The following is an 11,952-nucleotide window of genomic DNA, read 5'->3' as shown; positions in this document are numbered from 1 at the left end:
TTGGGGTTCACTCGGATCGGGTGTGGCCGAACGGAAGGCGCTGGCGGAGCGTGGCGCGGTCCAGGTAGGAGTCGATCTCCGCAGGTGCGGCGCTGCGGGAGAGTGGGTCGAGGCCGAGAACGAGGGCCGCCGGGGTTCCTTGGCCGAGCAGCAGAGTCCAGGGGCGGCCGGTGGGGATGCGCTTGCGGCAGGGGGTTCCGTCGAAACGCAGGGCTACCTCGGTTGGGGTGAACAGACGCAGGCGTGGCCCGATGTCCGGCGGGGGCGCGGCGGCGGGGCCGAGGCGCAGAGCCTCGGCGACCGCGCGCATGCGTTGCTCGATGACGGCTGGCGTCTCGTAGAAGCTGCGCGGCGGTTGGGGCACCAGAAGGAGGCAGCACAGAGTGGCGCCGGTCGGCGTGGTGTCCAACCATGCGGTGGTGGCAAGGGAGACGATCACACCGGCGGACGGTGTGACGGACTCGGTACGGGCAGGCGTCAGCATGCGGGCACCGCGCTGTGGTGGAAGGCGGCCCAGATGCATTTGCCGGGCCCCGGTGTTCCTCCACGCCCCAGTGGTCGGCGACTGCGGACACGAGCAGCAGGCCGCGTCCGTCGGCGGCGGTCTCCCGTGCCTCCCTATTTTCGGGTCTGCCGTTGCCGCCGTCGTGCACCTCGATGCGCAGCGCGGTGGCCTGCAGTTCGACGCGGACCAGAACCTGACCACCCATAGGCGCTCGGTGCAGGACGGCGTTGGTGGCCAGTTCGGAGGTGCACAGGCGGATGTCGTCGAGGCGTTCGGTCCGGCCCCATTGGGTAAGGGTCTCGGCGACGAAGGAGCGGGCGGCGCCTGGGGTGGTCCGGCGCCGGTCGAAGAGCATCGTTTTGTGCTCGACGGCGCCTTCGAGGGCTTGGTCCCGTGCGAGGGTGTCCGGCTCGTCGGGCAGTCTGCTGGGCATGGCCAACAGCCAAGCACCGTCGCTCGTTTGGGTCGGGAGCCAGCGTGGGGGCCATGCGGGGGGCCACTATGGGGGCCAGAGTTCGCATGCGCCTGGGAGATGGGATGGGCGACACGGGGATCGGCGCGTTGCTCATCCGGCTGCGCACTGGGCGTGGTTGGACCCAGCAGCGGGTGGCCGACGAATGCAACGCCCTGGAGGGACGGGCCGCCAAGACCGGTAAGGAGATTGGGCGTTACGAGCGCGAGGCCCGCATCCCGGTTCCGTACACCCGCAGGTACCTGGCTCAGGTGTTCGGCGTCGACATCGGAGTGCTCGACCGTGCTGTTGCGGCCAGCAAGGGCCGCCAGGGTAAAGACAAGGCTGCGGAGACCGTTCCGGCGCGGCCTGCGGCGCCCTCGCGATCAGGTGCTATGTCGGCGGCGGACGCGGCGATGTCGGCGGACTTCGCCCGGTTCATCGCGCAGCGCAACGCAGATGAGTTCGTCGTCGAGCAGTTGGAGGCCGATGTTGCTCGGCTCGCTCGCGCCTACGTCAGCCATCCGCTGATGGAGCTGTACATCGAGATCAAGCGGCTGCGGGACGGGGCGTTCGAGTTGCTGCGCGGGCGCCAGCATCCCCGGCAGACTGCTGACCTGTACGTCGCGGCTTCACGGCTGTGCGGGCTGTCCGCGCACGTCTGCTTGGACCTGGGCGACTATGACTCCGCTGCCACTCACGCTCGTACCGCTCGGGCGTGTGCGGAGGCAGCCGGGCACGAGGGGATGCTGGCCTGGGTGCGGGCCGTGGAGTCCCTGATCGCCTACTGGACTGGGCGGTACGAGCAGGCCGCGCGGCTGGCGCAGGCCGGCCGCCACCATCGGGCTCCCGGCAGCATCGGAGCCCGGTTGGCGAGCCTGGAGGCGCGTGCGCTGGCCATAGTCGGAGACCGGGTGGGCGCGGTGGCCGCCCTTGCGGATGCCGAGCGCTCCCGCGTGGCAATGCCCGGCCATGACGAGGTGCCGGGCATCTTCGCCTTCCCGGCCGCCAAGCAGTTCGCGTACGCGGGCACGAGCCACTTGGCCGTGGGCGGGAGGGAGCACGTCCAGCAGGCCATTGTCAGCGCGGACAGTGCGATCCGGCTCTACCGCAGTGCCGAGGACGACGACCAGTCCGTCGGTGACCTGTTCGCCGCCCATGTCGATCTCGCCCGCGGTCACCTGCTCCTGGGCGACCTGGACGGCACCGAGGCGATGCTCGGATTCGTCCTTGACTCCCCGCCCGAGCGCATGTCGGCCAGCATCGTGCGCCGGCTCACCGCTCTGGGCCGGGAGCTGGGAGAGCCGCAGTACGGTGGAGCCGCGCAGGCCGCCCGCCTACGCGACCGACTCCAGCACACGGCCGTCCTCGCGGCCTCACCCGCCGCCCACTCACCGGAGCTGCCGACGTGACCGAACTGTCCGCCGCACGCGACGCCGCCGTCACCGACCGGAGCCGCCTCGCCGGAAGCGCCTACAACAGCGACCGGGACCTGGCCGCCCGCCAGTCGCTCTACCAGTGGCAGACACCCCGTTACGACCTGCCTGGCATCGTCGCCGAACAACTGAGCGGCGTACGTGGGCGTGTGGTCGATGTCGGCTGCGGCAACGGCAAGTTCATCCAGCGGCTCCGCGACGACCGTCCTGAGCTGGCCATGCTCGGCCTGGACATCGCCCCCGGCATCCTCGCCGACGTGCCCGGCCCTGTCGCCGTCGCGGATGCCACCCGCCTGCCGTTGGCCACGGCGAGCGTCGATGCCGCCTTGGCGCTGCACATGCTGTACCACGTCCCGGACATCCCGCAGGCGGTCAGGGAGCTGTCCCGTGTCGTGGCCCGTGACGGGCTGGTGATCGCCTCCACCAACAGCGACCTGGACAAGGCCGAACTCGACGACCTGTGGCAGTGGGCCGCGGGCGACGTCCTCGGCACCGGACGCGGCCCGGCCCGCATCTCGCTCAGCGCCCGCTTCTCCCTGGAGAAGGCTCCGGGCTTCCTGCGGGAGGAGTTCGGCCGGGTGGAGACGATCGAACTGCCCGGCACCATCACGGTCCACGACCCCGAGCCCGTCATCGCGCACATGGCCTCGTACCGGGCGTGGGCGGACCAGCACGAGGTGCCCTTCGAGGCCACGATCGAGCGGGCCCGCACGATCCTTGCCGATCACATCGCCCGAAAGGGCGCCTTCGAGGTCAGGTGTCTCGGCGGCATCCTCGTCTGCCGTCGCTGAGAGCCGATTTGGCTATCGCTGTCGGCCGCGTTCCGCAGGCCGTTCGATCACCGGCGTGGGCGTGGGTTGTGGTGTGGGCGTCACGGGTGTGGTGATACGGCTGCTCCGGTTGCGAGCTGCCTGTGCTCGCCTGTTCGGCTGCACAGTGATGCGCCAGTTGAGGATTTCGGCGGGGCGTTCGGCACCTGCTCGGCCCCGGCAGCGTGCGCAACGTCTACGACGTCCTCGTGCGCCTCATGACCGCGGCCGTCGAGGACAAGGTCATCGCTTCCAGCCCGTGCCGCCGGATCACCCTCCCGCCCATGCCGGACGAGGAGGTCATCCCGCCCACGGTCGCGCAGGTCGAGGCCATGGCCCGCGTGATGCCGCCGTACATCCGCGCGGCCATCGTCACCCTTGCCGGATCAGGCTTGCGAATAGGCGCTCGGCCTCAAGGTGTCGGACGTGGACTTCAAGGCGGGCGCCATTCGCGTCGAGCGGCAGCGCCTTCAGTCCGGGAAGATCGGTCCGCCGAAGACCGTCAAGTCCCGACGCACCGTCCCGGTCGGAGAGGTGGTCATCGACGCCCTCCTGGGGCACCTCGCCGAACGGCCCTCCAGAGAGTGGCTGTTCACGATGGAGGAGGGCGAGCCTCTCAACTACCGCCGCTGGAAGACGGAGTGCAACTGCGCTCGCAGGACGCTCCAATCAGATGAGAACGAGGCGGCCGAGCGCGAGGTCGCAAATCCGTCGAGCTCCCGCACGTGGTGACTCACGACCTGCGTCACTTCTACGCCTCCGCCCTCATCGCTGGCGGAGCGAGCGTCAAGCAGGTTCAACTGGTCCTCGGCCACGCGTCCGCCGTCATCACGCTGCGGATCTACGCCTACCTGTGGCCGGGCGAAGAAGACCGCACCCGGACCGTCATGGACGCCGTGCTTGGTGGCCTGCGCAGCCGGAGCGGCGAGGAAGACGCGACGACCAAAGAAATCGCAAGCCAATGGGCGTGATTTGAGTCCTGGCCTGCTTCGCCGCGTAGCAGATCGGGGCGGGTATGAACCCCGGGAAGTAGATGACCTGGATCTTCCGACGACGTCCGGCAGAGGATCTTGGAAGTCCGGCATGTCCGTCAGCTTGTGGGCGCTACGGTGCTTGCCTACGCGGCGGAAAGTAGCACGGAGGGGGCGCTTCACGTGTCGGATACCAGGCGCAAGGTCATGTGGGCGGTAGCAGTGCTGTGTGGGGTGACCGGAGTTGGTTTGGTGCTGGTTGCGGTGCTCGTGGATCTGGACACCGCGGACAGAACGGCCAGTGTCGTTGGAGCTGTTGCTGCATTGGTGGGCCTCGCGCTCAGTGCATACACGCTGCTTCAGGCACCCGTTAACGCTGGAGGTGTCGCGAGGGCGTACGGGCGGGGTGCGATAGCGGCAAGTGGCAGCATCTCGGGAAATGCCATCGGCGCCCGTAGCAAGGTTAGAACCACTCCGGCTCATCCAGGTACCCCGCAAACGAATTCGGTCACGCCCGGCCCAGAAGTTGAGTCGCGCGGCGAGGGCGCGGTTGCCGCCGGCGGAGACATAAGCGGAAACGCCATCGGCGATGACAGCGAGGTGCGATGAACCCGCCCCGATGGCGCCGGAGACCGGATCGTGACGCGAGGAATTTGCACGAAGCCTCATGTGTCCAGGCAGGTACCGATTCGCAGATTCCTGCTGAAACCGAAATGACTCAGGTCAGCGTGCGAGGCGATGGCTCACTTGGCGCTGGGCGGGACATCAAGGGCAACGCCCTTGGCGACGGCAGCTCCGTTACCTACATTGAGCACCAGGTCGTGCAGGAAGTTCCACCCTGGCTTCAGCCGTCTTGGCCTGTGCTGATTGGGGTCATCCCGGCCAAGGCGGGCTATTACCAGCACCGGCCACTGGCTGGGGAGCTCGCCGAGGCAATCGAGGGCGGCAGGACAACGGGACGTTGCCAAGTCATCACCGGCGCCGGAGGGGTGGGCAAGACTCAGCTGGCCGCTGAGTACGCACGCGCAACTCTTTCCGCAAGCGCTCTACCTGGCACCGGTGATGAACAAGCCTTGCCTCGCAATGAATTGGTACCGAAGGCTGTTGAGCTGCTGCTGTGGGTGAATGGGACTAGCCCGCAAGCGGTCGCTGGCGCCTACGTCTTGGCTGCGCAAGTAGTAATCCCCGGGGGCACAGCAGGGCTGGACGCCAACGAGGCCGCACAGCAATTCTTGGCTTGGTTGGGGACTACGACCCGGCGATGGCTGATAGTGCTGGACGATGTAACAGCGCCTAGCACGCTCACCGGGCTATGGCCGCCGGAAGTTTCGGTGGGGCAGGTGCTGGTAACCAGCCGTAGTCGGGATGCGGCTTGGACGACCGAGAATCGCACGCTTTTGCAAGTTGGGATGTTCACACCAGACCAGTCTGCTGCGTATCTACACCGGGCCCTTGCCCGACCAGGACGCTCTGGACACGCAGACAGCGACAGCGATGTTGCTGCTCTGGCGGTCGACTTGGGGCATCTTCCGCTGGCTCTATCACAGGCAGCCGCTTACCTGGTGGATACAGGTCGTGAAGTTTCCAGATACCGCGCCTTGTTGGCTGATCGTGCCCGTCTACTGGCTCACCTTGTACCCGAGATCAGTGGCCTGCCCGATGCCCAGACTCGGACTGTCAACGCTGTGTGGGACATCTCCCTCGCTCTTGCTGACACTTGCCGGCCACTTGGGTTGGCGAAGCCCATGATGGAAATCTCCGCAGTGTTGGATAGCAATGCTGTGCCCGAGCAGATCCTAACCGCTTGCGCGGTTCGTTCCTTCCTTGGTCGGCATCGCGCTTCGGCCGCTTCTGCCGAGGGGTCCAAGGATTCGGACGCATCCGATGGTGGAGTGGTTGACGATGTGGATGCCGAGGATGCCCTCCGAATTTTGCACCGCCTGAATCTGCTAGATCATGACCCGAATAGCCACACTGTCCGTGTCCACCAGTTGATTCAGCGAGCCATCCGCGAAAAAGAGGATGTTCGTGCGCATCTCCGCGATCTGGTTTCTGCTAGTGCTGATGCTTTGATGGAGGTATGGCCAGATCCCGAGCGTGACACAATGTTCGCCTTGCTGTTGCGTGCTAATGCAGACGTTCTCATCGGCAGTAGTGAGGGTTATCTGTGGCAAGACGAGGCTCACCCTGTGCTATTCCGCCTTGGTCGAAGCCGAGGAGAATCAGGTGAAGTCCAGGGCGCGGTTGAGTATTTCGAGCATTTGGCTAACGCTGCTCACACTGCGCTGGGTCTCGACCATCCTGACACGCTTGCCGCCCGCCATGAAAATGCATACTGGAGGGGACAGGCTGGCGATGTAGCGGAGACACTTGCTGCATACGAGCGATTGCTGACGGAGCAGCTTCGTGTGCACGGGCCTGACCACCTTCACACACTCACAACCCGCAACGAAGTTGCCTACTGGAAGGGGGAGATGGGTGATGTGGCGGGCGCCATGGCCGCAACAGAGGAGGTGTTGGTAGACCAAGTCCGAGTGCTAGGGCCTGACCATCCCCTAACTCTTGGAAACCGCGGCAATGCTGCTGGCTGGCGGGGTGAGTTGGGAGATGTGGTTGGTGCTGTCGCTGGGTACGAGGATCTTCTCGCCGATCGCCTTCGGGTGCTTGGCGCTGACCACCCGGACACTCTCACTACTCGCAGCCAGCTTGCTCATTGGCGGGGTGAGTTGGGGGATGTGGTTGGTGCTGTCGCTGCGTATGAGGATCTTCTCGCCGATCGCCTTCGGGTGCTTGGTCCCGACCACCTAGACACCCTTGTCACTCGCAATAATCTTGCTGCGATGCGGGGATACGCCGGTGACGCAGCAGGCGCTGTCGTGGCTTTCGGAGGTTTGCTCACAGAATGTGAGCGCGTTCTGGGGCCTGACCACCCCCGTACCCTCACCGCTCGCGGAAATCTGGCCTTCTGGCGAGCTGAGGTTGGTGACGTGGTGGGCTCCCGCAGCGCATATGAAGACCTATTGGCTGATCGGTTGCGGGTGCTCGGCCCCGACCATCCGGACACCCTTTCTTCTCGTAGTGATCTTGCTGCGGCGCAAGGGGAGGCGGGAGACGTTTTCAGTGCGGTTTCCTCTTACGAGCAGTTGTTGGCTGATCGGCTGAGGGTGTTTGGTCCCGACCATCCGGACACGCTCGCTACTCGCAGTAATCTTGCTGGCTGGCAGGGTGAGGCGGGGGACCTGCAGGGCGCTATCGCTGCCACCGAAGAACTCTTGAACGATCAACTGCGAGTCCTCGGATGCGATCATCCAGACACGCTCGCGACCCGTAACAATCTCGCTGGTAGGCGAGGGCAAGCCGGGCATGTGGCTTCTGCTGTCACGGCCTACGAAGACCTGCTTGCTGATCAGGTTCGAATCCTGGGGGGCGATCATCCGAGCACTCTTGCGACCCGCAGTAACCTCGCTGGCTGGAAGGGGGAAGCAGGGGACGTACCAGGGGCGCGCACCGCGCAGGCCGAACTTCTCGCAGATCGGCTTCGGGTGCTTGGTCCTGACCACCCGGATACCCTTGCCACCCGTCACAACTTGGCAGCGCTGCAAGGCCAGGCGGGGGATGCAGCAGGAGCGGTCCTCGCGTACGAGGAACTGCTGTCCGACATGTATCGCATCCTGGGGCCGCATCACCCTTTGGCCTTCGATACCTTCTGTCAGATGCGGCACTGGAAGAGTCAGGCCATGTGAGACCTTCAGTAGACTGGGGCGACTTGGCGAGGCCGAGATTTCCAGGCGGGCTTCCTCTGAAGGGTTCAGCTGGTCCTCGGCCACGCGTTCGCCGTCATCACGCTGCGGATCTACGCGCACCTGTGGCCGGACGAAGAAGACCGCACCCGGACCGTCATGGACGCCGTGCTTGGCGGCATGCGGACCGGGTGCGGACTCCGAGACACTGCAACCAAGGAAATCGCAGGTCAGATGGCATGATCGAAGATCAGGCCTTCTTGGTCTCCCAGAAGATCTTGTCGATCTGGGCGATGTAGTCCAGCGCCTTCTGGCCCGTCGCCGGGTCCGTCGACGCCTTGGCGGCCGAGAGGGCCTTCAGGGTGTCGTTGACCAACTGGTGCAGCTCGGGGTACTTCTCGAAGTGCGGGGGCTTGAAGTAGTCGCTCCAGAGCACGGAGACGTGGTGCTTGGCCAGTTCGGCGCGCTGTTCCTTGATGGTGGTGGCACGAGCCTGGAAGTGCGGGTCGTCGTTGCCGGCCATCTTCTCCTGGACGGCCTTCACGGACTCCGCCTCGATGCGGGCCTGGGCCGGGTCGTACACACCGCAGGGCAGGTCGCAGTGTGCGCTGACCTTGACCGTGGGGGCAAACAGGCGGGAAAGCATGAAGCATTCCTTCCTCGTGATCGTCTTCTCAGGTGGGACATTACTCCCTGGGGCACGGGATTTCGCGAGTGCCCCCTTGGGCTTAGGACAAAAGTCCGGGGTGAGACTGAGACTGGTGGAGGATCCGACCGGGGAGGTGCTGGGATGCCGGAGTTGTCGCCGGAGGGCGAGCGGGGCAGGGGCGTCCCGCCGTTTGGGCTGGCCGAGGTGACGGGGCCGTCGATGGTGCCGACGCTGTATCACGGGGACCGGCTGGTGTTGCAGCACCGGGCCCGGATCAGGCCGGGTGATGTCATCGTGCTGCGGCATCCGTTCCAGCAGGATCTGCTGGTCGTGAAGCGGGTGGCCGAGCGGCGGGAGAGCGGGTGGTGGGTGCTGGCCGACAATCCGTACGCGGGTGGGGACAGCACCGACTACGGGGCCGTGCCCGATGAGCTGGTGCTGGGGCGGGTACGGCTGCGGTTCCGGCCGTTGAAGCCCGGTCAGCGTTCGCCGCTGGCCGTGCTGCGCTGGGCGCTGTCGGCCGCCAGGCCGGTCTTCTCCGACCGGTCCGCGCGGTCCGCCTCCAGGCGTTTGCGGGCGCGGTAGGCGGCCACGTTCGCCCGGGTGGCGCAGCGGTCGGAGCAGTAGCGGCGGGAACGGTTGGTGGACGTGTCCAGGTAGGCGTTGCGGCACGGGGCCGCCTCGCACAGGCCGAGGCGGTCCACGCCGTACTCCGTGAGGTGGAAGGCCAGCCCCATCGCCGCGATGGCCGCGTAGCCCGCGGTGGCGTTCGAGGGATGGTCCGCCAGGTGCATGTGCCACAGGGGGCGGCCGTCCTCGTCGCGGTGGTCGTGGCCGGAGATCTGGGGGCTGACCGGGAACTCCAGCAGGAGGGAGTTCAGCAGGTCGACCGCCAGGGTCTCGTCGCCCCCGTCCGCCGCCTCGAAGACCGCGCGCAGCCTGGCCCGTACCGCGCGGAACCGTGTCACGTCCGCGTCGGTGGCCCGGCGGGCCGCCGACTGGTTGCCGCCGAACAGGTCGCGGACGGCCGCGACCGAGGTCAGCGCGTCCTTGCCGCGTACGGGCTCCTCGCTGTTGACCAGGCGTACGGCGTAGTCCGAGTAATAGGCCAGTTCCACTTGTGGTCCTTACGGGGGTGGGCTATGGTCGTGCGGACGGTCGAGTAATGGCTGATCGTGATTCCAGGGTATTACGCAGGGGCGGGAACAGGGGGCGGCGATGACGGACACGAGGACGGAATCCCTGGGCGCGGACTGGGGTGCCTGGCAGGAGAGCTGGGACCGGCAGCAGGAGTGGTACATGCCGGACCGCGAGGAGCGCTTCCGGATCATGCTCGACATGGTCGAGGCCTGCGTCGGCACCGCACCCCGCGTCCTCGACCTCGCCTGCGGCACCGGCAGCATCACGGCCCGGCTGCTGGCCCGGTTCCCCGGTGCCACCAGCACCGGCGTCGACCTCGACCCCGCGCTGCTCACCATCGCCCGCGGCACCTTCGCCGGGGACGACCGCGTCACCCTCGTAGCAGCCGACCTGCGGGACCCGGAGTGGACCGCGCGGCTGCCGCACGACACGTACGACGCCGTCCTCACGGCCACCGCCCTGCACTGGCTGCGCCGTGAGCCGCTCGCGGGGCTGTACGGGCAGCTCGCCGAACTCGTCCGGTACGGCGGGGTCTTCCTGAACGCCGACCACATGGCCGACGACACCACCCCGCGCATCAACGCCGCCGAGTCCGCGCTGCGGCACGCCCGCAGGGACCAGGCCGTGCGCGACGGCGCCCTCGACTGGGCCGAGTGGTGGCGGCTGGCCGCCGAGGACCCCGTACTCGCCGAGCCCACCGCCCGCCGCTTCGAGATCTACGGCTCCCACGCCGACGGCGAACTCCCCTCCGCGGCCTGGCACGCGCGCGTGCTGCGCGAGAAGGGGTTCGAGGAGGCGCGCCCGGTGTGGTGCTCGCCCTCGGACACCCTCCTGCTCGCCCTCAAGTAGTTCCCGCCGTGCCGCGTCCCGCCCCGGCCCCCACCGCACTGGAGGGGTGAGACGGTCCGTAACCCGGTGGGCCGGGGAAGGGGAGGGATGACCCGGGGCGCAGACGCGGCTCTACATGCCTTCGTCGAGGGCAGACGTACGGCGCTGTTCCGCAGCGCCTATCTGCTGTGCGGCAATCGCGACGAGGCGGAGGACCTCGTCCAGACGACGCTGGTGAACGTCGTCCTCGGCGCGCGCAGGCACGGGCGGCTGGAGAACATCGAGGCCTATACGCGCAAGACGCTGGTCAACACCTTCATCTCGGCGCGCCGCCGGTTCTGGCGGCGTGAGCACGCCTACGGCGAGGTGCCGGACGTGCCGGGGCTGTCGGTGGACAGCGACACCGGGCTGATGGTGCGGGCCGCTCTCGGACGGCTCCCGCCCAAGCAGCGGGCGGTGCTGGTGCTGCGCTACTGGGAGGACCTCAGCGTGGCCGCCACCGCCGAACTGCTCGGCATGCGGGAGAGCACGGTCAAGAGCCACACGGCGCGGGGACTCGCGGCACTGAGGGCCGCGGTGCGGGAGGAACACGTATGAACGAGACCGAAGAGGTACGGGGGCTGCTCGCCAGGGCCGTCGACGGCGTGCCGGTGCCCACGGGGCTGGGGACCGACGGCGTGTTCGAGCGGGCGGCCCGGCTGCGGTGGCGGCGGCGGGCGGCGGTCACCGGCACGGTGGCGGCGGTGGCGGCCGTAGGGCTCGTACTGGGCACGGGTGCCCTCTCGGGCGGCGGGCAGGGCGGCGTGGCCGCGTCGCCGACCGGCGGCGTGCGGTCCACCGGCGCCGACGGCTTCACCGAGCTGCTGCCGAAGGGGATCGGCGACGTCAAGGAGGTGTCGCTGCTGCGGCTCGTCAAGAGGGAGCCGCAGGCCGAGCCGCCCAAGGACGTGGGGCCCTACGACGGTGACTACGCCGTCGAGCGGGACGGCGGTGTCGGGTACCTCACCGTGGGGGTCGTCAGCGCCCGGCAGGCGGAGCTGAAGCGGGCGGCGTCCGACCCCTGCGCGCGCTCCTCGGAGCACCCCTACAGGAAGAACTGCACGACCGAGAGGCTCCCCGACGGCACGCGGCTCTCCCTCTGGGAGGACAGCGGCAACCTCGACGACCCGGGCACCCACCCCAACTGGGGCCCCAGCCTGGAGGCGAGCCTGCGCATGCCGGACGGCAGCGCGCTGCGCCTGCGCGACATCACCGGCTACCTCGGCACCGGCTCCCCGGGCCCGCTGCTGGCGGACTATCCGCTGAGCCGCCCGCAGTTGCGGGAGCTGGCGCTGCGGCCGGAGCTGCGGCCGCAAGAGGGGGCATGAGAAAGGGGCGGTACGGGATTCCGTACCGCCCCTTCCCCGTCGTACCGCTACGGCAC

10 protein-coding genes and 3 pseudogenes are annotated in these 11,952 nt (G+C 67.7%); 9 read left to right on the top strand and 4 right to left on the bottom strand.

Going from position 1 to position 11,952, the window contains the following annotated elements; genetic code table 11:
- Positions 1–7: 7 nt before the first annotated feature.
- Together ACFVQG_RS19415 and ACFVQG_RS19410 are read right to left on the bottom strand one after the other, a co-directional pair.
- Positions 8–484 carry a hypothetical protein gene (locus tag ACFVQG_RS19415; protein ID WP_383384316.1) on the bottom strand — a complete coding sequence of 159 codons (477 nt, stop codon included), beginning with the start codon at positions 482–484 and terminating at the stop codon, positions 8–10.
- 118 nt (positions 485–602) lie between these two features.
- A pseudogene (locus ACFVQG_RS19410) lies at positions 603–860 on the bottom strand (ATP-binding protein); the annotation flags it as partial.
- Positions 861–1,042: 182 nt separating this feature from the next.
- Between ACFVQG_RS19410 and ACFVQG_RS19405 the strand changes: the two are divergent.
- From ACFVQG_RS19405 to ACFVQG_RS19385, 5 genes and pseudogenes are all read left to right on the top strand, one after another.
- Complete coding sequence (locus ACFVQG_RS19405; RefSeq protein WP_383384313.1) at positions 1,043–2,368, top strand: XRE family transcriptional regulator; 1,326 nt, start codon at positions 1,043–1,045, stop codon at positions 2,366–2,368.
- A complete protein-coding gene (locus tag ACFVQG_RS19400; RefSeq protein ID WP_383384307.1) occupies positions 2,365–3,183 on the top strand; it encodes a class I SAM-dependent methyltransferase in 819 nt (272 codons plus the stop codon). The genes ACFVQG_RS19405 and ACFVQG_RS19400 overlap by 4 nt, the downstream gene beginning before the upstream one ends.
- A 182-nt stretch (positions 3,184–3,365) precedes the next feature.
- Positions 3,366–4,172: pseudogene (locus ACFVQG_RS19395) on the top strand (tyrosine-type recombinase/integrase); the annotation flags it as partial.
- Positions 4,173–5,161: 989 nt separating this feature from the next.
- Complete coding sequence (locus tag ACFVQG_RS19390; protein WP_383384300.1) at positions 5,162–7,915, top strand: tetratricopeptide repeat protein; 2,754 nt, start codon at positions 5,162–5,164, stop codon at positions 7,913–7,915.
- A 60-nt stretch (positions 7,916–7,975) separates the two neighbouring features.
- Positions 7,976–8,155: pseudogene (locus tag ACFVQG_RS19385) on the top strand (site-specific integrase); the annotation flags it as partial.
- A gap of 7 nt (positions 8,156–8,162) precedes the next feature.
- On the opposite strand, the gene sodN reads toward ACFVQG_RS19385, so the two are convergent.
- Positions 8,163–8,558 carry a superoxide dismutase, Ni gene (sodN, locus tag ACFVQG_RS19380; protein WP_383384295.1) on the bottom strand — a complete coding sequence of 132 codons (396 nt, stop codon included), beginning with the start codon at positions 8,556–8,558 and terminating at the stop codon, positions 8,163–8,165.
- Positions 8,559–8,702: 144 nt separating this feature from the next.
- On the opposite strand from sodN, the gene sodX reads away from it, so the two are divergent.
- Positions 8,703–9,146, top strand: coding sequence for a nickel-type superoxide dismutase maturation protease (sodX, locus tag ACFVQG_RS19375; RefSeq protein ID WP_383384292.1), 444 nt, complete (start codon positions 8,703–8,705; stop codon positions 9,144–9,146).
- On the opposite strand, the gene ACFVQG_RS19370 is transcribed toward sodX, so the two are convergent.
- A complete protein-coding gene (locus ACFVQG_RS19370; RefSeq protein WP_383384289.1) occupies positions 9,041–9,679 on the bottom strand; it encodes a CGNR zinc finger domain-containing protein in 639 nt (212 codons plus the stop codon). The genes sodX and ACFVQG_RS19370 overlap by 106 nt on opposite strands.
- Positions 9,680–9,779: 100 nt before the next feature.
- Here ACFVQG_RS19370 and ACFVQG_RS19365 point away from each other — a divergent pair, with 100 nt between their 5' ends.
- The 3 genes from ACFVQG_RS19365 (at position 9,780) to ACFVQG_RS19355 (ending at position 11,896) form a co-directional block, all read left to right on the top strand.
- Positions 9,780–10,550 (top strand): class I SAM-dependent methyltransferase, encoded by a 771-nt coding sequence (locus ACFVQG_RS19365; RefSeq protein ID WP_383384286.1) that lies wholly within the window; start codon positions 9,780–9,782, stop codon positions 10,548–10,550.
- An 87-nt stretch (positions 10,551–10,637) separates the two neighbouring features.
- Complete coding sequence (locus ACFVQG_RS19360) at positions 10,638–11,126, top strand: SigE family RNA polymerase sigma factor (RefSeq protein WP_383384283.1); 489 nt, start codon at positions 10,638–10,640, stop codon at positions 11,124–11,126.
- Positions 11,123–11,896, top strand: coding sequence for a hypothetical protein (locus ACFVQG_RS19355; protein WP_383384281.1), 774 nt, complete (start codon positions 11,123–11,125; stop codon positions 11,894–11,896). Before ACFVQG_RS19360 ends, ACFVQG_RS19355 begins: the two co-directional genes overlap by 4 nt.
- Positions 11,897–11,952 lie beyond the last annotated feature (56 nt).

Origin of the sequence: Streptomyces sp. NPDC057877 (assembly GCF_042796855.1) — a bacterium.
GTDB lineage: Bacteria > Actinomycetota > Actinomycetes > Streptomycetales > Streptomycetaceae > Streptomyces.
Note: the sequence above shows the minus strand (reverse complement) of the source record. Positions and strands in the feature narration are given on the sequence as shown.